Here is a 23,129-nt window from a genome sequence, read left to right as displayed (position 1 = left end):
CGGTTATTTCTGAAAAATCAGAACGTGTTGCTGCGGCAATTTTTTATAAACGGTTTTCAGGGATAAACCAACGGCCTTCATTTCGCGGGTGGCTTGGGCAATACTCATTTTGTGGTGCGGTTTAATGAGTACGTTCGGGTCTTCAGCCCGGTATTCGACCAGCACCACACGTCCGCCCGGTTTAAGCGCCCGAACGATGTTCGTCATCATTTCGCGCGGGTGCGAAAACTCGTGATAAGCGTCGATCATAATGGCCAGGTTTATCCCGTTGGCGGGCAGTTTAGGGTCGGTGATCGTACCCAGAACCGGTTCGACGTTTTGTAAGCCGCTCTTTCGCTTCGTTTGGTTCAGATCGTTGATCATGTCCGGTTCGATATCGACGGCCAGCACCTTGCCTTTGGGTACTTTGGGAGCCATCAGAAAGGTAAAGTAACCGGTTCCGGCACCCACGTCGGCCACCACATCCGTTGGTTTCAGACTCAGCGCTTCCAGCAACAGGTCGGTGCGCTCTTCCTGTTCGCGCTCCGGACGGTCGAGCCAGGCGGCCCCCAAATGGCCCATGACCTGCGAGATTTCCCGTCCCATATACACTTTGCCAATGCCGTCGTAAGCCGCTGTTCGGTAGTGATAAGGACCTTTCGGCCTACTGCCTGCGGCACCAGTGGACTGGCCAAACGAAAAGCCGCAGAGGGTGTAAGCCAGTAAAAAGACAAGACCAATCAGGCCGGGTATTTTTTTCATTGTGGTCAGGAAAACCGTTTAGGGTTGAACAAGCGGCTAAAGAAAGTGTTTAGAGATTATTTTCCACCATTCGCTCTTAGGTATGAATCTCATTTTGCACTTATTACTGGATGCCGCCGTCATCTTCGGTTTGGCGTATCTGATGCCCCAGGTCGACGTAAAAAGCTTCGGCACGGCCTTGCTGATCGCGGTCATTCTGGCCGTTCTTAACTTCCTGGTGGGCTGGCTGCTTCGTTTTCCGCTCAATTTGGTAACGTTCTTCTTACTAACGGGTATTGTCCGAATTGTGGTAACCGCGATTCTTTTAAAGGTTATCGACAAAATGATGGGGAGTTTCACCATTGTTGGTTTCTGGCCTGCCCTGGTTATTGCCGTCACGGTGGCTGTTGTTGGCGGTTTGGTTGATGGAGCCCTGGCACCTTCTCCCGAAGTCATTGAACTGCGTGAGCAGGAAGCGATGCTGCTGACACCGGCTGTCGTAGCTGATTGGCGTATTTGATTGGTTGGGCGCTGAGTTGACTTTGTAATCCGACCCGATCACAATTGGTACGATCCTAAAAAAACCGCTGGAGACAGGTCTCCAGCGGTTTTTTTAGGACGGCCTGGCTTAATTCAACACTCTTAAGTCAACCTCTACATTGCCGCGGGTGGCGTTGGAGTAAGGACAAACCTCGTGGGCTTTTTTTACCAGTTCTTCGGCTTTGGAGCGTTCTACCCCCGGAATCTGGACTTCCAGGATCACCGACAGGCCGAACCCGCCCGCGTCGTTTTTGCCAATGCTGACCTGAGCGGTGGTACTGGTGGTACCTGCTTCAATTTTTTGCGTGCGAATGATCAGGCTCAGGGCACTGTCGAAACAAGCGGCATAACCCGCTGCAAATAAAGTTTCCGGGTTGAGATAGGTGCCGCTGGGGCCGCCCATTTCTTTCGGTACGCGCACATCGACATCAAGTGCGCCATCGTGTGATTTTACGTGGCCGTTGCGGCCTCCGGTTGCGGTGGCTTTCGCCGTATACAATTTCTCCATGTTGAAAAAACAGCAACAGCCCGAGCCGGGCTGTTGCCAACGGTTTTCCTGAAAACCGTTAGTAGCATGGAATGGTTGCGAACAACGGCTATTTCACTTTTCGAATGTAGATGTTGCCGTGCATGTTTTTCATCATCACCTCGCGCCCTCCACCGTTTACTTTTCCCTGCACCCAGTCGTCGATACTGACCTTGTACATGCCATCCTGGCTGGACCGGGTGCCTTTGGGCTGGGATTTGTCTACGTCCACGTCGAAGTCGGTGAAGATGTCACCCTGATCGGATTTGAGTTTAACGTTGAATTTGGCATTGGCCGGAAATGTCACATCCAGGTTGCCATTGAGGGTTGAGAAGGCCATTGGAGCGTCGGCGTTGACGGTACGGAACGTCGCCTTTACCGGACCGTTAATGCTATTGGCTACCGCAGACCCGCCCACGTTAGTAAGCTGGACCGGGCCATTGACGTTTTTGACTTCCAGCTCGCCGGTTACATTCTCAACCACAATATCGCCGTTGTTGATGGTGCTGATTTTGAGCGAAAATTGCTGGGGAACCTTGATGTTCAGGTTGACTGTCCGGTTGATGGACGCCGAGTTGAGGGTCACAGCATTGTTTTTCTCCCGGGCGGTCAGATCCAGCCCTCCGCGCGAGGAAAGCTTTTTCATGCCGTTGGCCAGCTCGTCGGGTTTGTCATCACTGGTTGTTTTGCGCTCATTTAGTCGGGCGTTTTGGCCCCCCGAGTCGGCTCCCGTTGATGCATCAATCACGACATCTTTGCCGTTGTATCCCGTGACGCGGATAGACCCGTTGATCAGGTTGACCTGAAGCGAACCCGGTTTGTTGGGTTCGCTCAACGGAACCACCAGCTGTTCTTTCAGGTCGTTCTGGGCATAGAGCGGCTGATAGCCAGCGAGTGATATCAAAAGCAAAAGGACGGTATTAACACGGTTCGTTTTCATGGTATTCAGATTGTTTACTAAAGATGATCGGTGATGGGCAAGAGATAACAGACGGTATCTCTGCTAGTTTGTTCTACGGTTTTATGATCCAGTCTTGTCAAATAGTCGGGCAGATCAGGATTGCTTTTTGATGTATACACTGCCGTTAAAGGTTTCAAAATGAAGCTTTTGGCCACCTTTACCGATGCGGATGGCCGAATTTTTGTTGAGTTTGTAGACCGTTCCGTCGCCTTTCTTTTCCTGCGTTTTGGTCACCTGCGCGGGCATCAATTCAGCGTTGGGAAAATCGGTGTAAAAGTCGCCCTGAAACGTTTTGAAACTCAGGTCAGCGGACAAGCTGGCCGGGTAGCTGATCTTAATGTCGCCGTTTAGCGTGTAATAGTTCGAGGCATCGGGTGGTACACTCAGGTAGTTGGCCTCAACATTGCCATTGATGGTCCGGGCATTGGTCGCACCTTTGATGTTGGTCAGCGTAATTTTACCGTTGATGTTGTGCGCAACTAACGAACCGATTACGTCTTTCACCGTCACATCCCCGCCGTTGATGGTCGACACGTGCAAGTTCATGGCGTACGGAACCTTGATGGTAAAATCGAGGTCGTATTGATAATCGATTCGCCGGTGGTTGGTACCGTCTTTCCAGTTGTTGCGGTTTGGGCGGGAGTCGAACGGCTGGGCAATGTACGCAATGATGCTGTCGGCGTCCTGATCAAACTGAAGCAAAAACTCTCTTTTGCCCTGTTCCAGTAATTCCGGCGTTTTGGCCGACAACGTACGGTCCACTTCCACCACCACCTTACTGCCCGAATAGCCTTCCACTTTAATAAAACCGTTGACATTGTAGATGGCAAGTGTGGTGCTTCCGGCGTCTTTCGAGAGGGTAAATTCTTTGCTGATGTGATTCTTGAATTCCTGGGTTTGGGCGGACGCGGAGGCACAGAAAAGCACCAGCCCGGCCAGAAGGAGGGAGATATACGGTTTCATAAGTAGTTGTTTGTTAGAGTGAAAAAGAAGTGGGGCAAAAGGAAAATTTTTTCGCTTGCCGTACCGATCATTTCTAGGTTAAATCCTTGATAGACTGCTGTATTTTAACTTTGACGAAATCGTTGAGGCCTTCCTGCCGGAGCAATTGCTTTAGCGGTTTGAGCGAGCGTTTCTCCTGCAATTTGACCATGACATCGGCCAGGGCTGCCTGCACCAGGGGCGACTCCTGTTTGACGATGGACTGCACCAGGCCTTCCCGAACTTTTGGGTCCGACGCCAGCGGAACCAGGGCTTCCAGCGTCACCAGCCGCACGTTCTCGTTTGCATCGTTGTTGAGCGTGCTCAGCAGGGCTTCCACCACTTTTTCGTCGGCGTGGTCGATGTCTTTTGTGTATTCCACCGCCCGCAGCCGCTCCGTGGCCGACTGATTTTCGAGCAGCGATAATAAAACCGTCTGCCGCATTTCTTTCACCTGCGCATCCAGCGCGCTGATCTGTAATTCGTAAGCCGGTTTGTTTCGCACGTTGAGCCAGTAACCGCCCGCAACACCAGCCAGCACCAGCGCCAGACTGTAGGCTACCCGAACGGCCAACTGGGGCGTTAAAAACCGTCTAGCCCGGCGGAGGATGCTTTTCCAGGACCGTTGCCGTTTGCGGGCTTCCGCGTGCTGGTAGGTTTCGAGCATGGCGTAAAACTGCGTCCGTACTTTTTCGCCGGGTTCGGGTTCGGGTACGCTGCCCATTGCGCGCCAGAGGTGCCGGGTGGCTTCCAGTTCGGCCTGGCAGTCGGGACACTGCGCCAGATGCGTTTCGATGGTCATTCGCTCCGTATCCGGTAGCTGATGGGTCAGCAAGTCAATTAATTGTTCCTTTGCGCTTTCACAGTTCATGGTTATATGGCGTTGAGCAACAGGCGTACGGTTTCTGGGCTGAAGCCCTACGCCCGCTGCGAATACACACGTTTTAGTTCGTTCATGGCCCGGTGAACCCGCACTTTGACGGCCCCCTCGGTGGTGTCCAGAATCCGGGCAATTTCGTCGTATTTCAGTTCCTGAAAACGGCTTAAAATCAGCACTTCGCGGTATTCCGGATTCAATGTTCGCAGGGCGTCGTGCAGTGATGCGATTTCCTGTTCTTTCTGCATTTGTTCTTCTGCCGACGCACCCCCGCTAATTTTTTCGACAAAATCGGCTACGTCGTAATGATGGAGTGAGTGCCGGTTTTTCCGGACATGATCCGCCAGCACGTTACGCGCCAGGTGATACATCCACGTCCGAAACTCGCCTTCGCCGGTGAATGTATGCCGGTATTTCAGCATCCGGTAAAATACGTTCTGCACCAGGTCTTCGCTCGCGTCGGTCTGCCCGGTCATGTGGTACAGAAAGCCAAAGAGGGCGCGGTGGTAGCGCTCGAAGAGCAGGCCCATCTTTTCCAGATTGCCTTCCTTCACCTGAAGCATGAGCGTGTTGTCGGTCAGCGATTTCAACGGAATGTGTGTTGCGGTTTGTCGAATCTGGTGGTGGAAACTTTCGGAAGTTGGGAAGGTTACAGCAGGAGAAGAAATTTTTTTTCCTTCTTTTTTGTAATTTGCTTACAATGATTTTCGACAACCACAATCGTCCTATCACCTATCTGCGGCTAGCCGTAACCGACCGTTGCAATTTGCGGTGTTTTTACTGCATGCCAGAAGAGGGAATCAAATACCTGCCCAAACACCAGTTGCTGACCTACGAAGAGATGGAGCGGCTGGTGCGGGTACTGGCGCGGCTGGGCGTGTCGAAAATCCGGATTACGGGCGGAGAACCGTTCGTGCGCAACGGTTTGATGGATTTTCTCTGGCGCCTGAAAGCCATCGAGGGCGTTGACGAGCTGAATATCACGACCAACGGCGTATTGACTCAACCGCTCGTGCCGGAACTCGTGCGCATGGGCATTGGCTCCGTCAATCTGAGCATCGATACGCTCGACCGGGAGCGGTTTCGGCAGATTACCCGGCGCGACGAGCTGCCCGCCGTTCGGGGTACGCTGGATGCATTGCTGGCGCACGGTGTGCCGGTCAAGCTGAACGCCGTTGTGATGGAAGGAAAGAACATTGAAGACATTCCACTGCTGGCCGAACTCACCCGCGATCATCCTGTCGACGTGCGGTTTATCGAAGAAATGCCGTTCAACGGCGAAGGCAGCCACTACCCGGTTTTGAACTGGACTCACCGCCGGATTTTGCAGGAAGTACAAACGCTGTATCCTGGCCTGAAACGCCAGATCGACTCGCCATTCTCGACCTCAACAACTTATCAGGTCCCCGGTTATCAGGGAACCATCGGCATCATTGCGGCCTTCACGCGCACCTTCTGTGGAAGCTGTAACCGCATCCGCCTGACGGCGCAGGGAACGCTCAAAACCTGCCTGTACGACAACGGTGTGCTGGACGTTCGCCAACTCATGCGCGCGGGAGCAACGGACGCCGAGCTAACCGCTGCTTTTCTGAAAGCGTTTGCCCACCGGCCCAAAAACGGTTTTGAAGCCGAACGCGAACGCGGCCCGGTGACAGAGTCCATGTCGACCATTGGCGGCTAGACTGAGGGCTCCCTTACTTCTCTTTAGTTAGAAAAAGGCTCTGCTTCTGTCCATTGATGGACAGCTACTGTCCCTGTGCGGACAGCCGTTGCCGATCTTGTCTAAGCGATCACACTTCAAAAACCGTTCATTGACTCAGGCTGCCTTTGGTGTATCATGCATTACATAGTACCTTTTATTGCATAATTTTTGATTGCTCGTTTACTGTACGGGGCTACTCAGGAACAATCTCCTGGTTGAGCTCTACTCTTCGATCTTACTATGCTACGGAATTACTTCAAAATCGCCTGGCGGAATCTGCTGCGTAACCGCGCCTTTTCGGCCATCAACATTGTTGGCTTGGCCATTGGTTTGGCAACTTGTCTGCTGATCAGCTTGTTTGTGCTGGCTGAACTGAGCTTCGACCGGTTTCACGAGAAAGCCGACCGCATTGTCCGCGTGGTGTTCCGGGGCACGGTGCAGGGCGGCAAAATGAATGAAGCGCACGTGATGCCACCCGTGGCCCGCACGCTCCAGGCCGATTACGCCGAGGTGCAGGAAGCAACGCGGCTGCGTCATGGCGGAATGCCCCAGTTTCTGATTGGCAACAAATTGTTCAACGAGGAAAGCATGGCATTTGCCGATTCCAATTTCTTTCAGGTGTTTAGCTTTCCGCTGGTGCAGGGCAATCCGAAAACGGCCCTAAGTCAACCCAATACCGTTGTTCTGACCAGACCGACGGCTTTGAAGATGTTCGGGCACGACAATGTTCTGGGAAAAACGATCCAGGTCAAAGGCAATAACGTACCGTTGACGGTGACCGGCGTGATGGACGAAATTCCGGTGAATTCGCACTTCCATTTCGATATGTTTACCTCGATGGCGAGTCTGGAAGAATCCAAATCGACCTCCTGGATGACGTCCGAATTTTTTACCTATCTGGTGCTGCCCAAAGGCTACGATCACAAGCAGCTGGAGGCTAAACTGCCGCAGGTCGTCGAGAAGTACATGGGGCCGCAGATCGAAACGGCTTTTGGAATGAAATACGCCCAATTCCGCCAGAAGGGCAATGACCTTGGACTGTTTCTGCAACCGTTGACGGAGATTCACCTGCATTCGGATTCGCCGTACGACCTCGAACCGGCTGGTAACATCCAGTACATTTACCTGTTCAGTGCCGTGGCCCTGTTTGTACTGCTGATTGCCAGCATCAACTTTATGAACCTCTCAACTGCCGGAGCTTCCAAACGGGCCAAGGAGGTGGGTATTCGGAAAGTGATGGGGTCACTGCGGCTGGAGCTGGCCTTTCAGTTCCTGATTGAGTCGCTGCTGTTGACGGCCTTTGCGCTGGTTGTTGCATTGGGGCTGGTTTACGCAGCCTTACCGCTCTTTAATCGCTTATCCGGCAAAGCCCTGGCGTTTAACCTTGTCGATGCGCCCTGGCTATTGCCGGGTTTGCTGCTGTTTGGCCTGCTCGTTGGTGTTTTGGCGGGCAGTTATCCGGCTCTGTTCCTGGCGTCGTTCAAACCCGTGGCAGTTCTGAAAGGCCGGTTTCATCAGGGCAAAAGCGGCATTAGCCTGCGCAGTGGACTGGTGGTTTTTCAGTTTTTTATTGCCATCCTGCTGATGGTGGGTACAACCGTAGTATACCGGCAACTTGATTATATTCAGAGTAAGAAACTGGGGTACGACAAAGATCAGGTGCTGGTGTTGTCAAACACCTGGGCATTGGGGCCGAAAGAGGAGGTTTTTCGGGATGTGCTGCTGCAGGACCCGCGCGTAGTCAACGTCAGCCATTCTGGTTATCTGCCCGCCGGACCGAGTTACAACAACAACTTTTTTGTTTACCCCGATAGGCAGGCGACCCAGCTAATCAAGACGCTTCGCTATGATATTGATTACAACTACATTCCGACGCTGGGCATGGAAATGATAACCGGGCGAAATTTCTCCCAAGCCTTTGGGACCGATTCAACGGCGGTGATTATTAATGAAACGGCGGCTAAGGCGTTTGGCTGGAAAACCAATGCCATCGGTCGAACAATTACGCGGCCCAACAAGGAAGGAATTGAAGCGACTTATCAGGTGGTTGGCGTTGTGAAAGATTTTCACTTTCGGTCTTTACACGAAAAAATTACGCCCCTGGTTATGGTCTTGGGGAAAAACAACGGCACCATGATCGCTAAAGTGAAAACCCGCGATATCTCCGGCCTGCTGTCTTCTATTAAAAAGCAATGGACCGATTTTAAAGCCGATCAGCCCTTTTCCTATTCGTTCCTGGACGAACGGTTTATGAAAACGTACGAATCGGAGCAGCGGATTGGCCAGATTCTCGGTATTTTCTCCGGCCTGACCATCTTTGTGGCCTGTCTCGGTTTACTCGGTCTGGCTACGTTCACGGCCGAACAGCGCACCAAGGAGATTGGGGTTCGCAAGGTGCTGGGCGCTTCGGTGGGGAGTATCGTGGGCCTTCTTTCCCGGGAGTTTGTCAAGCTGATACTGATGGCCATTGTGCTGGCGTCGCCCGTTGCCTGGTATGCCATGAGCAAGTGGTTGCAGGCTTTTGAATACAAAATTGCCGTGGAATGGTGGATGTTTGCGCTGACCGGCGTTTTGGCCATTGCTGTCGCCCTGCTGACCATCAGTTTTCAGTCCATCAAAGCCGCCCTGGTGAATCCGGTCAACAGCCTGCGGGGCGAATAAATCAAACGAGGACCGACAAAAGCCGGAAGCTGGTTTTTGTCGGTCCTCGTTTGATTTCCGAAGCAGGTCGGGGAGTGGCTGCCCACGCGCTATTTTCCTTGTAAAACGAGCCCTAGTTGTTCGGACAGGGCTTTTCCTCTCAGGTCACGGGCAATGATTTTGCCGGAAGGATCGAGCAGAAAATTGGCGGGAATGGATCGGATGCCGTAAATTTTGGCTGCGGCATTATTCCAGCCTTTCAGGTCGGACACCTGCGGCCAGGTGAGCTGGTCTTTCTCAATGGCCTTAAGCCACGCCCCTTTTTGCGCCGGGTTATCCAACGAAACCCCCACTATTTCAAACCCTTTATCCTTGTAGGCCTGGTAGGCGGCCACTACATTGGGATTTTCGGCCCGACAGGGGCCGCACCAGCTCGCCCAGAAGTCAAGCAGAACGTATTTGCCCCGGAAATCCGACAATTTCACGTCTTTGCCATCGGCGGTTTTTTGGGTGAAATCCGGCGCGACTTTTCCAATCTGCACGCTGGTATGAGAGGCCAGCAGCGTTGGAATATCTTTTCCGACGGGGGTGTTTTTGAGTTTTTCCGAAAGCTTTTGATAGGCTTTCTCCGCATCTTCGGCCGTTGTTGGCTGGGCCGCAACGTGCGCCAGACTGATCACGCTCAGGTACGAATCCGGGTGCTTGTTCGCGAAGTCCAGGTGAACCTGAAAACCCTCGTTCATCAATTGCTTTTCGCGCGCGACAAAACTGTCGTAGACTGCTTTATCATTTTTCTTTTCGGCTGGTAACGCTTCAAATTCTTTCCCTAATGCCGTGAATTTGTCATCGTTCGCTTTGAGCATCGCCTTGAGTTCGGCGTGGAGCTGGTTGGTTGGCGAACCCGTAATTACAATGTTTTTGAGCGAGTCGGGGGCTGACATGGTGAGCTGTTCCGGGGCCAGATAAAACCGAAGAAAATCCAGGTTCTCACCATTCCGGGGGCGGTTGACGTACGGGTTTTTGTTTAGAAACAGGGCCGAAAAGACGGGGTATTGCAGCGACCCGCTAAAGGCGAAGCGGCCGTCCTGAACCGTTACGGAATCACTGATCTGCCGGTCTTCGACCTGATAGACGAGGAAAACCTTGTCGCCGTTTTTCAATCGATCGACTTTTCCCTGAATAGCGAAGTTGGATTGTGCAACCGACAGCGTGGATACGAAAAGGGCTAGGATGGTCAAAAAGTTTTTCATAATCGATGGTTGATCGGGTTGAATTGCCTGACGGTTTTTAGCTTTTGTGATAAGGATTTCAAAACGGAAATTTAGACCTGGAGAATCGGTTAGAAACTCCATGCTGTAAGTATGGAACGCCCAAACCGTCAACTTCGTGCCCTGCCCAATACCGTTAGTGGATGCGTCAGTAAAACTTTCCGGTTTTGCTGAGACAGATACTTCCTGCGGTGAGTTGCCGGAGAAACTGCCGGGGCGTCAGTCCGAGGTAATACTTGAAATCTTTAATCAGGTGGCTGTGATCGTGATAACCAAACCGCAGCACCAGATCGAGTCAGTCCGGGGCCTGCGGAACATGCTGCGTCAGAAAACCGAGCACGTTCCGGAAGCGGAGAAACCGGGTTAGCTCCTTGGCCGAATAACCCAGATGCGATTGAAATCGGAGCTGAATGCTGCGGGGTGACACCCGCTGCGTTTGTGCCAGCACCTTAATGGGATCGACGGCCGAATCCCGGAAATAGGGGAGGCTCTCCAGGAGCGATTCGGAAACCGTATTGGAAGGGGCTACAAACGTTAAAGCGTATTCGTTGAGCAAGAGAATTCGGTCGCCTACAGCCGGGAGGGCGGCCAATTGCTGCCAAAGCTCCCGAAAGCAGGTGTTGTTCAGCAGGACATCCGGATCGTACAGGTCACCGGTTTTGAGTTGTTGCATCGAAATGCCCAGTAGCCGGTAAAAACCGTCGAGCGTGAAGTTGACAACAATCAAATCTGCACCCGCCGGAAGCTCGTAGATCAGCCGTTTTTGGAGCGGACCCAGCACGGCGGTCTGCCGGACAACAAACTCCGCATCGCCCAGCGAAATCGGTATGTCCGGTCCGAAATTAAACGCCAGTAGCATTTCGTAGTTGGGCATCAGGTGCAGAGTAACCGGTTGCTCGTCCGGCGCGAGCTGGACGCAGTAATAATGGCTGAAAACCGTCGCCAGCCGTTCGTCGGCATCAATTAACTGACTGTTCATATCCGAAAGAAACCGAATCAAAACCGTAAAAAAAAGCCCGGTCGGGGTAACCTGACCGGGCTCTTCTGTACAATGGGCTGCTGGCGTTACGCGTGTTGTCCCTGGTGAACACCTTCGCGAATTTCTTCAATCATTTTCCGGTTGAACGCCGGGATGTCGTCCGGATTCCGGCTGGTCACCAGACCCTGATCCGTCACCACTTCCTGGTCAACCCAATTGGCTCCGGCGTTGCGGAGATCCGTTTGAATGGACGGATACGAAGTTAGCTTGCGGCCTTTCACCACGTCGGCTTCGATCAGCAGCATTGGCGCGTGACAGATGGCCGCAACGGGCTTATGTTCTTCGAAAAAGCGCTTGATAAAATCAACGGCCTTTTTCTCCATCCGCAGTTTATCGGGATTCATAACACCGCCTGGCAGCAGCAGGGCGTCGTAGCTATAAGCGTCGGCATCGTCCAGAATCACATCCACCGGGAAGGTTTGTCCCCAGTCTTTCATGTCCCAGCCCCGTACTTTGTCGTTGGGTGCAATCAGATGCGTCTCGGCACCTGCTTCCTGCAAGGCTTTCCGCGGTTCCGTCATTTCGACCTGTTCAAATCCGTCGGTCAGCAGAATCGCCACTTTCTTTCCCTTCAGTCTTTGCTGATTTTCCATGGTTTCGTTGAGTTTAATTATGGTATTAACAACGATAAAGCAGCAGGAAGGTTATCGGAACCGAGCCAACGGGAAACCGCCGAAAACCGTCTGGTATCCGACCGGGGAAAATAAACCGCGAAAACCGTTATTCTTTTTTGAAATCCATACCGCTGAAAACCAGCGTATCAACTTTTCCCGAAGTACTCAGGGTAAACCGGGCCAGGGCATTGCCATACCACGCTTTTTTGAACGGTCCGTAAAACGTATCGTACTGCCAGTGTGCCAGGGTTGCGTTCATGGCATTGTCGTTGATGTTGAAAATCAGCTGATCGTTGACCACGGTTACCTCCGCTTTTCCGTACAATGGGCTGGTGTATTTTCCGGCATAAGCCTGCAACGCCAGCGAAGGCTTGGTGTTGAGAACCCGTTTTGCCTGAAAATCACTGACCGCCTTTTTCCCGGCTTCCCGGATTCCGGTATACAACGTTTTAACCTCGGTGTTCCAGTCGCGGTTGCCGCCCAGCGCGAAGAAATCAAGTGTTTTGTACAGCAGTACATGCCGCACTTCTGCGTAATTGTAATTGCCGAAAACGTACACCCCCAGCTTTTCGTCGGGCAATTGGCCCGTAATGGCCGTGAGTCCCGCCAGGCTGCCCGTGTGGAAGTTGACTTTATGACCCCGGTAGTCGTGCTGGTACCAGCCCAGCCCGTAAGTCAGCCAGTTGGGTTTCAGAAGTTGCATGGTCGCGTATTCGTCGTGCGGTACGATTACCTGCGGTTTAAAAATCTCCGCCCAGGTGGCGGGTTTGAGCAAACGGCCGCCGTTGTATTTACCGCTGTCGAGCATACACATGACCCATTTGCTCATGTCGTCGACGCACGACCAGACTGCGCCCGCCGAACCGATTTCGCTGTCGGCGCCGTAGTCAACCGCCCGGATTGTATCGTTGATGGCAATGTGCGGTCTGGTCATGTTGGTGCTTTTGCTGAGGCCGCGTTTGGGGGCGGTCTGCGTCATGCCCAGCGGGTCGAAAATGCGCTCCTGCATGACGGTCGACCACGGTTTGCCATACAGCCGTTCGATGATTCGGCCAGCCGCCGAGTACATGATATTCTGGTAAATGAAGCCCGCCCGGATGGAGTAACTCGGTTTGACGTACACCATCCGCCGAAACATTTCATTGGCCGGAATGGTCATGGCACCGGTAAAAAAATCCGTACCGCCGACGCCGGTGTTGTGCGTAAGCAGGTCCCGAACCTGAATTTCGCGGGTCGCTGCCGGGTCATAGAGTTGCAGTTCGGGCAGGTACTTGTAAACCGGGTCATTCCACGACAGCTTGCCCTCATCAACCAGCATGCCTATCAGCGCTACGGTCATCGCTTTGGTCGTGGAAGCGCAGGCAAACTGGGTCTGGGTGTCAACAGCGTTCGTGGTTCCAATTTCCCGAACACCGTAGCCTTTTTTGAAAATTACCTGATTGTCTTTAACGACGGTAATGGCCAGGCCCGGCACGTCCCAGTCCTTGCGAACCTTATCGACGTACGCGTCAAATTCCTGCAACTGTTTGGCGGTCGGTTTCTTCTGCCCCACCGAAATCAGAGCAACTAATGTGAAAAGAACGACCAGTGAATACTTCATAAATAACTTCTCGTGAGTTGGAATGAATGGGTTAGAATGATAAAAACGGCTTGAACAAGTCCGAAGGGCTTGACTATGGCTAACCCCGGATTGCAATCCGGAATACCAAAACCTCATCGGCCCGCCGTGGTCATCACCGGCGGTTGGAACAGGAAGTAGTCATAAATCGCGCGGCTCAGATGCGCAATGGTTTGCTCTCGTTCGGCCGTAGGTTGGGACGATGCGGTGATTAAAACCGCAATGGCGATGTGCCCGGCGTCGCCCGGCAGGGTGATGATGCCTACGTCGTCGGTGGCACTGGAGTTGAGCGAGCCGGTTTTATGAGCGACCACGGTTTCGGGTGGCAGGTACCCCTTGATGCGTGCCAGACCACCCCGGCAGCGTTCCATAACGGCCAGGAGAATATCCCGGCTTTCGGGTTTAAGGGCTTTGGCCTGATAAATCTGGGTGAGCAGATTTACCATCGCATCCGGCGTCGACGTGTCGCGGGGGTCCTGCTCAAGTTTCAGCGCGGCCGCCCGGCGCGATTCCGGCGTTGTAGCTTTTTCTAATTTGTCGTAGAAGCCCACCGTCCATTGATCCTCGGGAGGCAGGGTAACGCCCTGAAGGTCGGCGATCAGCTGGACAATCGTGCGGTCGACCGACATGCCTTCAATGCCCAGGGCTTTCAGCCGGGCCCGGACGGGTTCGGCCCCGCCAACCAGGCGCAGCAGAATGTCGGTGGCCGAGTTATCACTGATGACCATCATCAGTTCCAGCAGGTTTTCCACCGAAAGATGCACGCCGGGTTTCGCAAAAAGCGTTTCCAGGGTCCCGCTACCCGGGTGCAGGTCCGACGGTTTCAGCTCGACCATTGTCCGCAGGGAGAGTTCGCCTTTTTCGATTTTGTTGAACAATTCGACGGCAATGGCCACCTTCACGGTGCTGGCCATCGGAAATTTTTCGTTCGGGTTCAGGCTGATCTTTTTGCCTGACTCGAGGTGAATGGCACTGACGCCGACTTTCCCTTTGGCCAGAAGAGCGATGCGCTCCAATTCCTGCTGGAGCCGTTGCTCCGCAATGGCCGAAGTTGGTTGCACGGGAGCGGGCGCCGGAGTGTTTTTGCTTTTTTTCGATTGACTGAAGCCGGGAGAACTCAGCAGCAGCAGCGCCCAAAGCAGGTGGACGACCAGGTGTACAGGTTTTTTCATAATCAACAGTGGGTTAGAAGAAATCAGACCGTTTTTTCAACAGAATACGATGTTTCGATGGCCGCCAGCGCCTGATCCAGGTCTGCAATCAGGTCTTCGACGTTTTCAATACCGACCGAATACCGAATCAGGCCTTCTGGAATACCGAGTTGAGCGCGCTGGGCTTCCGTGAGTTCAACGTGGCTGGTGGTGCGGGGCGGCCCCGCCAGCGTGCTGACAGAACCGAGGCTGGCGGCCAGGTGCACAAACCGCAGGCTGGTCAGAAATGTTTTGACAGCCGCATAACCGCCTTTTAACGAGAAGCTTAACACGCCCCCAAAGCCACTCATTTGTGCAGCGGCAATGGTGTGGCCGGCATGCGTTTCGAGGCCGGGATAGAAAACGTCGCTGACCAGCGGATGAGCTTTCAGGTGATGCGCAATTTTCAGTGCCGACGCATTTTGCCGTTCGATCCGGAGTTCGAGTGTTTTCATACCGCGGGCAATCAGGTACGCCGGTTCAGCTTGTAGACTGGCGCCGTTGATTTCGCGGAATCGGAATACGTTTTCGACCAGTTCTTTTTTACCGCACAATACGCCACCCATCGCGTCGGAATGGCCGCACAAGAATTTCGTAGCGCTGTGAATGACAAGGTCAGCCCCCAGTTTCAACGGATTCTGGTTGATGGGCGTGGCAAACGTATTGTCGACCACCACCACGGCACCGGCTTTTTTAGCGGCTGCCGACAACCGCTTCAGGTCCACTACTTTCAGGGTTGGGTTGGTGGGTGTTTCCAGGTACACCAGGTCGCAGCCCTTGGCAATTTCGGCTTCCATGGCTTCGTGGTTACCGGTTTCGCAGAGGGTGACGGCAATCTGGTAGGAGGGCAGAAAGTCGAGAAAAAGCCGACTGGTGCCGCCGTACGTGTCCTTGATTGACACCACGCGTTTGCCAGGGCCCAGGAGGGCAAAGAGCGTATTGCTAATCGCGCCCATGCCCGTTGCGAAGGAGGTGGCCGCTTCGGCGCCTTCCAGAATCCGGATTTTTTCTTCCAGCACGTGTACCGTCGGATTGGTATTGCGGCTGTAGATATGTCCGGCGGTTTTTCCGGTGGCTACATCATACCATTCGTCCAGGTCGTGATAGGCAAAAGCTACGCTGTTGACGATGGGAGAAGTGGTGGCCCCTTTCGTAAAGGAAGCATCCTCGCCAGCCCAAACGGCAGTGGTTCCTTTTTTTTGTTCAGGAAAATCCATGTAGAGTACCGAAATTTGCAGAATAATATTTGTTGATTGGCAAAAATTGCAAAATTTTAGATAAATGCTAAACTTGCCATGAAATTGTTTTCATCCATTTTTAACCTTATGAGTTGAGGGAGTATGAAGGAACTAGTACGAATTTACATGGGAGTGGCTTTGCTGTTCTGTTCGTCGCTTGTGATGGCGCAACAGGTTGAGGTAAGTGGCCGGGTAACTTCTGAAGGGGACGAAGCCGCGCTGCCCGGCGTCAATGTCTCGGTAAAAGGCACCACCACCGGCACGCTGACCGATGCCGATGGACGTTACAGCTTACGGGTCAACGCGGGCACCGCCGTAATGATCTTCAGTTACATTGGGTTTGAAACCCAGGAGATTCGGGCCGAAAACCGTCGGGACATCAACGTGGTCATGAAGCAGGATAACAAGATGCTGAATGAAGTGGTGGTGACGGCGTTGGGAATCAGCCGCGATAAGAAAGCACTGGGGTATGCTACCCAAAACGTCAATTCGGAAGAATTGATGCAGAACCGGCAGCCCAACATGGTCAATGCCCTGCAGGGTAAAGTGGCCGGGGTGACCATCTCCAGCACGGGGGGGGCACCGGGCCAGGGAGCCCGTATCCTGATTCGCGGGATCAACTCCATCGACGTAACGCGCGACAACCAGCCACTCTTTGTGGTGGATGGCGTTCTGTTTGACAACAGCACCTCCACGGGATCCTCCAATTCCGGTGCCGAGCTCCGGGGAATGTCGAACCGGGCCGCCGATATCAATCCGGATGACATTGAAACCATCAACATTCTGAAAGGAGGAGCCGCGACGGCTCTGTACGGTTTGCGGGGTGCCAACGGGGTGGTGGTTATCACCACCAAATCGGGTAAAACCGGTGCCTTGCGCGGTAACTTTAGCAGCACGTTTGGGGTGGAAAATGTAAATAAATTCCCGGAAGTGCAGGACAAGTATACCATTGGTTATTCGGGTGTTTACAATCCGCAGGACTTTTTCCCTTCCTGGGGACCCACCGTGGAAGAAGCGATCAAGATTGATCCCACGCACCCACAGAAACTCTATAATCACTTCAAAGAGGCCTACCAGACCGGAAAACAGTACCAGAACAACCTGTCGTTTTCGGGCGGTAATGAAAAAATCAATTTCCTGTCGTCCATCGGTCATTTGCGACACGAAGGGGTGATTCCGTTTACCAACTTCAACAAACTGTCGGTGCGGTTGAATACGAATGTGAAATTCAGCGATAAGTTCTCCACCAACGCTAACCTGAACTTTATCAATTCGGGCGGGGATCGCTACAATGCCGACCGCTACAACGAGAGCCTGAGTTACTGGTCGCCCCGCTACGACGTTCGGGATTACCTGAATGCGGACGGGTCTTACAAAACCTACGGCAACGACAACCCGCTTTACGGAGCCATGACGAACAAACTGCGCGATAACGTCAACCGGCTGGTTGGCGGTTTGAATTTTGTCTATGCTCCGTTGAAATGGCTGACATTTAACTACCGTGTGGGCTTGGATACGTACTCGGAAGACCGGAAACGGACGGCACCGGGTCCCTCGGGAATTGCGAACGAACGGCTTTTTGGCGACAACGCGCTGGGTTTTATTTACCAGTATCACACCAACTTCCGGGCCATCACGTCGACGTTTACCGCCAGCGCCAATACCAAATTCGGCGAGAACCTGAACGCTACGCTGCGTCTGGGACATGATTTGTACGATCGCCAGATTCGGGATTTTGGGGCAGAAGGCAATGAACTGGCGGTTTATAACTACTTTGATCTGCGGAATGCCAAGACGATCACGCCGACGCAGTCGTCGGAAGATTACCGGCTGATGGGTGTTTTCGGCGAGTTGACGCTGGATTATAAAGACTACTTGTTTTTAACGCTGACGGGCCGGAACGACGTAACGTCTTCGCTTCAGAGACCCAACAATTCGTTCTTCTATCCATCGGTTAGTTTGGGGTACGTTTTCTCGCAACAGCTCAAGCTGCCCAATTACATCACACTGGGTAAAGTCCGGGCTTCCTACGCCCGCATCGGAAAGGATGCCGCCCCGTATTCGACGGTAACGGGTTATTCGGCGTACACGAACCTGCCATCCGGTACAACGGGCTTCACGCGGGGGGCGCTGCTGGGCGATCCAAACCTGCGTCCGGAATTTACGGATACCTACGAAGGGGGTGTGGAAATGAGCTTTTTGAACAACCGGCTGGGGCTGGATTTTACGTACTACCACTCGATCAGCAAAGACCAGATTATCCGGGTTGACGTAACTTCGTCGACGGGCTACGTGCGGGCCGCGATCAACTCCGGTTCGATGCGTAACAAAGGGATTGAGCTGGTACTGCGGGGTACGCCGATCCGGCGGGGAAAACTGAGCTGGGATGTTAATTTCAACTTCTCGGCCAACCGCAACAAAATCCTGAGTCTGCGTGATGGCTTAACGGAGATTAACTACGCTTCGCAGTTTGGGTACGCCAGTTCAAACGTGACCATGCGGCTGCTGCCGGGCTATGCCTACGGCAATCTCTACGGCCGGAGCTACAAGCGGTATTACGCCAACTCGGCCGAAGAAGATCCCATGTTGCTGGATCGCAGCCGCCCCATCGTAATCGGAGCCAACGGTTTCCCGGTGATCAACACAGCTCAAAAACTGCTTGGCAACTCGCAGCCCGACTGGATCGGTGGTTTGAACAATACGGTGCGTTACGGAAACTTCTCGCTGTCGGCCTTGTTCGATGCCCGCGTGGGTCAGGATCGCTACAACCAGATGGATAACTTCTTCTCGGCATTCGGGATTGCCAAATACACTGAAGATCGCAACGATACAAAAGTATTCGAAGGCGTCCTGGCTGACGGTACGCCAAATACCAAACCCGTGTGGCTGGGTCAGGGCAAAGGACCCGACGGCGTTGATTATACCAACGGTTTTTACCGCAATGTACACCGGGGTGTATCCGAAAACTTCATCGAAGACGCGTCGTGGGTACGGCTGCGGTCGGTGAACATTTCGTACGATTTGCCGACATCGATTCTGAAAAATACCTTCATCAAAAGCGTGCGGTTGAGCGCAACGGGTAACAACCTGGCCCTGTGGACGAAGTACAGCGGTTATGATCCCGAAACCAGCTCCAGCAGCAGCGGCAGCAACGTCGACGGTTTTACCGGTTTTACGTATCCGGCAGTACGCAGCTTCCTGTTCTCGCTGAACGTTGGTTTTTAAGTCACTTTTATTCGCAGATGATCATGAAATTCAAGTCTAAATTTATAATGCCGGTTCTGACCCTGCTGCTGATCAGCGTAAGCGGGTGTAAGGATTATTTTGAACTGAACGAGAACCCGAACCTGATTGCCAGCCCGCCCCTGGGGTCGCTGCTGTCGACCACGACCCAGAAAACCGCCCTGAATTCGCAGCGGGTGGCGAATATCACCTCGTATTTTGTGCAGTACCTGGCCAACCCCGGCACCGCCGGTTCGACGGATACGTACCAGATCACGGATTACACCTCGACCTGGGATGCCGTCTATTTTGGAATGGCCGATTTGTATGACCTCAAGAACAAGGCGCAGGAGCAGGGAGCTTCTGAATATGTGGGGGTGGCTAACGTTATGCTGGCGTATCACCTCAACCTGATTGCCGATACGTTTGGCAGCGCACCATTTTCCGATGCGTTCACCGGCAAAACACTGGCCCCTAAGTATGATTCGGAAGAAATGCTCTACAACACGGCGCTCACCCTGCTTAATGAAGGGATTGCCGAATTGGCCAAAACCGATTCGAAGGTTAAATTAGCGGCTGCCAATGATCTGATTCATAAAGGAAATGTAGCTGCCTGGTCCAAAACAGCGTACGCGCTAAAGGCCCGGATGCTGAACAAAGTATCGAAACAGGCCACCTACAAACCGGCGGATGTACTGGAGGCCGTTTCGAAATCGTATACGGCAAACACCGATGATGCGCAGATGTCGTCATACTTATTACGGAGTCCGTGGGCAACGGTGGCGCGGAACAATGCGGCCCTGGTGCTTGATGGCTGGATTTCGGATCAGTTTGCTAACCACTTGAACGGAACAACGTACGGTATTGTGGACCCGCGCATCGAAAAAATAACGGACAAAACCGTCAACAACGATTACAAGGGCACCCGGAACGGCCAGGGCAACGTGGGCGGTAACAACACCGTGAAGGACGAAATCTACATTTCGCTGAATTCCCCGCTGACCGGCGACGCGTCTCCGCTGCTGATTGTCACCAACGCCGAAGTACGGTTTATGGAAGCCGAAGCCGCTTTCCGGACCGGCGACAGAGCGCGGGCATATACGGCTTACCTGGCCGGAATCCGGGCAAACATGGATAAATACGGCGTTGCTACGGCTGCCCGGGATGCGTATCTGGCGGATCCGGCGGTGGCCGTGGGTGCGGCCGCGCTCACCCTTGACCTGATTTTCAAGGAAAAGTACGTGGCGACTTACCTGAATCCGGAGGCCTGGAACGACGCCCGCCGGTATGATTACAAATACAAAGGATTCCGGCTACCGCTGAATGCGGCCCTGCCGACCTACATCCGCCGGGTGGCTTATCCCAACGGGGAGACGTCCAAAAACGGCGCCAACGTTCCGGCAGAAGTACCCCTGTCGACGGTGCTTTGGTGGGATAAATAAACCAGGACAATTTCTGGAGACGAAAAAAGGCGGCCATTGGCCGCCTTTTTTCGTGAATTTAGGTTGTCAAAATAACGGTTTCTTCTCGTTCAGCTTTTTGGCGCGCAGCAGGGCTTCCAGGTAATAATAATCGGCATAAATCAGCGGCACATCCCGTTCAAACGTTTTGGCTCCTGTGCTGTGTAAGAGTAAAAAGCCCCGGTTTTTGCCCACCGGCGATGCGTATGTTTTGGCCAGACTCGCCATAACCCGGTCCGCTTTGGCGCGGTAGTGGGCGTTGGCGGAACCGTAAGTGCTTAGTTCGTACAGGGCGGATGCCATCACAGTTGCCGCCGATACATCGCGGAGTTCGTTGGGAATGGCTGGTGCGTCGTAATCGTAATACGGAATCCCATCGGCGGGCATCCGCGGGTGGTCGAGCATAAACCGGGCGATGGCTTCGGCCTGTTTGAGAAATTGCGGATCGTTGGTTTCGCGGTAACAAAGCGTGTATCCGTACAACCCCCAGGCTTGTCCGCGCGCCCAGGCCGACTCGTCGTTAAAGCCCTGATGGGTGTTTTTCTTCCGAACCTGCCCCGTCAGGGTATCGTAATCCACCACATGGTAGGAGCTAAAATCGGGCCGGAAGTGGTTTTTTATGGTGGTTCGAGCATGGGAGATCGCGATCTTCGCGAAGGTCGAATCGCCCGTCAGGCGAGTAGCCGCAAACAGCAGTTCGAGGTTCATCATGTTGTCGATAATCACCGGACACTGCCAGACTTCGCCGTGGTGGTCCCACGAACGGATGATGCCTGCTTTCGGCTTAAATCGTTTCGTTAAGGTGCGGGCCGCCTGAACCAGCACGTCGCGGTAGGCTGGGTTCTGCGTCAGTCGAAAACCGTTGCCGTAGCTGCAATAGATTTTGAAGCCCATATCGTGCGTTCCCGCGTTCATTTTTTCGGCTTCCAGGTTGGCCGTAAACCGTTGCGCCTGGTTTTTCCACTCGTTCTTGCCGGTGTATTCGTATAGATACCAGAGTTCACCGGGGAAAAAACCGCTGGTCCAGTCGCGGGCGGGCACCAGCTGCAAACCGCCGGTTTCGGTCAGCGTTCGGGGCGAAACCGGCGCCGGTTTGTTGGCTTTCGGGGTTTTGTCGGCGGCTTCGACTTCGTGCAGCATGACGCGCGTTTGTTGTTCGGCCCGGTTAAAAAGCATTTTGATGTGGGAATTGGGCAGAAAACCGGTCAGCAGACCGAAGCCCAGCAGGAGGGCGGTGATGGAGGTCTTTTTCATTTTTTCAAAGCCAGATGAGGGGGTTACGGATGGGAAGGTTACGCAGCACTTCTTCGACCTGCGGATTGTGTTCCAGTTGTTTCCAGGTTTGGAGCCAGTCTGCCTGCCCGAAAGCCACTGCACCGAATACCAGAAAAGGATGAGCAACGGGCCAGTCGTTCCAGTACATGACATCGGGTTTGAGCGGCCAGCTTGTCTTGTCCTGAACAAAACGATATAAATACGCAATGCCTTTCTGAATGCCGCGCCCGTCGCCAGTCTGGTAGGTCCAGAGGTTGGCGGTTGGGGTTGATAAAATCTGGCAGATCATGGTCATGGCATCCAGGTTAAAAAGGGAGTACCCATAGGGTTTGGTCCGGCGCAATTCCTGCGGAAAACTGCCATCAGCGGCCATCTGGTCGGGAAGTAGCACGGTTTTGTACCGATTTTGGCAGAAGGTCAGCAGCGAGTCATTGCGCGTCAGTCGGGCAAAAGCCGCAACCTGCATAACCCAGCAGGTGCCGTGGTTATTTTTGGCGTTCATTTCGTCTTTGCCGTAGGGATGGGTCGTCAGCCAGGTCAGGTAATCGGCAAACCATTGGCGGATCTGGGCGACGGATCTGGCGTTACTTCTCTTCGCCTTTTCCAGAATCGGGATACTCTGGGCCACTTCCATGAGGTGAATCGTATCGATGATGCCGATACCGCGTCCCGTTGCCCGGCCCTTGATGGCCTGCGCGTATACCAGGGAAGGGTTCATGCGTGTGGCCGGATCGACAAACCAGGCGTTGAGATGCCGGAAAGCGTGCCGGACATATTGCTCATCGCGGGTGATTACGTAGGCCGACGTTAGTGCCCCCACAATCCGGCTGAAACGGATCATGGCCTGCCGGTGGGCTACAAAATTATCGGGATTGGTCATGCCGTCGCGCTGGACGTATGGCCCCTGCGGCTGGGTGGAATCCGGCCACCAGTAGTCTCCTTCCGAAAAGAAATCATGCTTGCCGCCCGCGCTTCGGGGCGACGTTTGGGCTGTAACCGTAACGGGCGGCTGTTGCAGGGCCCATCGGGCTTCTGCCAGAATGTGGGGTTTCAGGGTGGCGATGACAACGGTTTTGGCGGGGCCGTCGGCCAAGGCCCGGGCAGGAGCAATACCCATCAGGAGAATGCTCACGAAAACTGCAACGAAGCTGAATAGTGCGCGCATCGGAAGGCTACAGGGACAAATGGATCAAGGGGTAAACCTAGAGCAGAATCGATAGTAAATACACCAGCAGCGAGACGAGCAACATGATTGCTC

Annotated in this window: 20 protein-coding genes; 5 read left to right on the top strand and 15 right to left on the bottom strand. The window is 53.6% G+C overall.

Features of this window, described 5'->3' with window-relative positions; genetic code table 11:
* Positions 1–3: 3 nt before the first annotated feature.
* Positions 4–741, bottom strand: a complete 738-nt coding sequence (locus ACYVH9_RS14020) for a class I SAM-dependent methyltransferase (RefSeq protein WP_460636983.1) — start codon at positions 739–741, stop codon at positions 4–6.
* Positions 742–823: 82 nt separating this feature from the next.
* On the opposite strand from ACYVH9_RS14020, the gene ACYVH9_RS14015 reads away from it, so the two are divergent.
* Complete coding sequence (locus ACYVH9_RS14015) at positions 824–1,240, top strand: phage holin family protein (RefSeq protein ID WP_460636982.1); 417 nt, start codon at positions 824–826, stop codon at positions 1,238–1,240.
* A gap of 108 nt (positions 1,241–1,348) precedes the next feature.
* On the opposite strand, the gene ACYVH9_RS14010 is transcribed toward ACYVH9_RS14015, so the two are convergent.
* The 5 genes from ACYVH9_RS14010 to ACYVH9_RS13990 form a co-directional block, all read right to left on the bottom strand.
* Positions 1,349–1,768, bottom strand: coding sequence for an organic hydroperoxide resistance protein (locus tag ACYVH9_RS14010; RefSeq protein ID WP_460636981.1), 420 nt, complete (start codon positions 1,766–1,768; stop codon positions 1,349–1,351).
* A gap of 88 nt (positions 1,769–1,856) precedes the next feature.
* Complete coding sequence (locus ACYVH9_RS14005; protein WP_460636980.1) at positions 1,857–2,726, bottom strand: DUF4097 family beta strand repeat-containing protein; 870 nt, start codon at positions 2,724–2,726, stop codon at positions 1,857–1,859.
* A 114-nt stretch (positions 2,727–2,840) separates the two neighbouring features.
* Positions 2,841–3,710 (bottom strand): DUF4097 family beta strand repeat-containing protein, encoded by an 870-nt coding sequence (locus ACYVH9_RS14000; protein ID WP_460636979.1) that lies wholly within the window; start codon positions 3,708–3,710, stop codon positions 2,841–2,843.
* Between the two features lie 73 nt (positions 3,711–3,783).
* Positions 3,784–4,599 (bottom strand): HEAT repeat domain-containing protein, encoded by an 816-nt coding sequence (locus ACYVH9_RS13995; RefSeq protein WP_460636978.1) that lies wholly within the window; start codon positions 4,597–4,599, stop codon positions 3,784–3,786.
* A gap of 47 nt (positions 4,600–4,646) precedes the next feature.
* Entirely contained in the window at positions 4,647–5,168 is a 522-nt protein-coding gene (locus ACYVH9_RS13990; RefSeq protein ID WP_460637593.1) for an RNA polymerase sigma factor, read from the bottom strand.
* A gap of 137 nt (positions 5,169–5,305) precedes the next feature.
* On the opposite strand from ACYVH9_RS13990, the gene moaA reads away from it, so the two are divergent.
* Both moaA and ACYVH9_RS13980 read left to right on the top strand, forming a co-directional pair.
* Complete coding sequence (gene moaA, locus ACYVH9_RS13985; RefSeq protein WP_460637592.1) at positions 5,306–6,286, top strand: GTP 3',8-cyclase MoaA; 981 nt, start codon at positions 5,306–5,308, stop codon at positions 6,284–6,286.
* Positions 6,287–6,547: 261 nt separating this feature from the next.
* Positions 6,548–8,968: an ABC transporter permease gene (locus tag ACYVH9_RS13980; protein WP_460636977.1), complete on the top strand. Its 2,421-nt coding sequence runs from the start codon at positions 6,548–6,550 to the stop codon at positions 8,966–8,968.
* An 89-nt stretch (positions 8,969–9,057) separates the two neighbouring features.
* On the opposite strand, the gene ACYVH9_RS13975 is transcribed toward ACYVH9_RS13980, so the two are convergent.
* From ACYVH9_RS13975 to ACYVH9_RS13945, 7 genes are all read right to left on the bottom strand, one after another.
* A complete protein-coding gene (locus tag ACYVH9_RS13975) occupies positions 9,058–10,197 on the bottom strand; it encodes a redoxin domain-containing protein (protein ID WP_460636976.1) in 1,140 nt (379 codons plus the stop codon).
* Between the two features lie 166 nt (positions 10,198–10,363).
* Positions 10,364–10,501 (bottom strand): AraC family transcriptional regulator, encoded by a 138-nt coding sequence (locus ACYVH9_RS13970; protein ID WP_460636975.1) that lies wholly within the window; start codon positions 10,499–10,501, stop codon positions 10,364–10,366.
* 9 nt (positions 10,502–10,510) lie between these two features.
* Positions 10,511–11,194 (bottom strand): DUF6597 domain-containing transcriptional factor, encoded by a 684-nt coding sequence (locus tag ACYVH9_RS13965; RefSeq protein ID WP_460636974.1) that lies wholly within the window; start codon positions 11,192–11,194, stop codon positions 10,511–10,513.
* Positions 11,195–11,280: 86 nt separating this feature from the next.
* Positions 11,281–11,847 (bottom strand): type 1 glutamine amidotransferase domain-containing protein, encoded by a 567-nt coding sequence (locus ACYVH9_RS13960; protein ID WP_460636973.1) that lies wholly within the window; start codon positions 11,845–11,847, stop codon positions 11,281–11,283.
* Between the two features lie 127 nt (positions 11,848–11,974).
* Positions 11,975–13,468 carry a serine hydrolase gene (locus tag ACYVH9_RS13955; RefSeq protein ID WP_460636972.1) on the bottom strand — a complete coding sequence of 498 codons (1,494 nt, stop codon included), beginning with the start codon at positions 13,466–13,468 and terminating at the stop codon, positions 11,975–11,977.
* Between the two features lie 113 nt (positions 13,469–13,581).
* Positions 13,582–14,658: a class A beta-lactamase gene (gene bla, locus ACYVH9_RS13950; protein ID WP_460636971.1), complete on the bottom strand. Its 1,077-nt coding sequence runs from the start codon at positions 14,656–14,658 to the stop codon at positions 13,582–13,584.
* A 23-nt stretch (positions 14,659–14,681) separates the two neighbouring features.
* Entirely contained in the window at positions 14,682–15,893 is a 1,212-nt protein-coding gene (locus ACYVH9_RS13945) for a cystathionine gamma-synthase family protein (protein ID WP_460636970.1), read from the bottom strand.
* A gap of 123 nt (positions 15,894–16,016) precedes the next feature.
* Here ACYVH9_RS13945 and ACYVH9_RS13940 point away from each other — a divergent pair, with 123 nt between their 5' ends.
* Together ACYVH9_RS13940 and ACYVH9_RS13935 are read left to right on the top strand one after the other, a co-directional pair.
* Positions 16,017–19,139 (top strand): SusC/RagA family TonB-linked outer membrane protein, encoded by a 3,123-nt coding sequence (locus ACYVH9_RS13940; RefSeq protein WP_460636969.1) that lies wholly within the window; start codon positions 16,017–16,019, stop codon positions 19,137–19,139.
* 23 nt (positions 19,140–19,162) lie between these two features.
* Positions 19,163–20,578: a SusD/RagB family nutrient-binding outer membrane lipoprotein gene (locus ACYVH9_RS13935; RefSeq protein WP_460636968.1), complete on the top strand. Its 1,416-nt coding sequence runs from the start codon at positions 19,163–19,165 to the stop codon at positions 20,576–20,578.
* A gap of 66 nt (positions 20,579–20,644) precedes the next feature.
* On the opposite strand, the gene ACYVH9_RS13930 is transcribed toward ACYVH9_RS13935, so the two are convergent.
* Both ACYVH9_RS13930 and ACYVH9_RS13925 read right to left on the bottom strand, forming a co-directional pair.
* Entirely contained in the window at positions 20,645–21,850 is a 1,206-nt protein-coding gene (locus ACYVH9_RS13930; protein ID WP_460636967.1) for a glycoside hydrolase family 88 protein, read from the bottom strand.
* Positions 21,851–21,854: 4 nt separating this feature from the next.
* On the bottom strand, positions 21,855–23,036 hold the full coding sequence (locus tag ACYVH9_RS13925) for an alginate lyase family protein (protein ID WP_460636966.1): 1,182 nt from the start codon (positions 23,034–23,036) through the stop codon (positions 21,855–21,857).
* Positions 23,037–23,129: the final 93 nt, after the last annotated feature.

Source organism: Larkinella harenae (assembly GCF_054780515.1).
The sequence above is the reverse complement of the archived record's forward strand: the minus strand, read 5'-3'. Positions and strand labels throughout refer to the sequence as shown.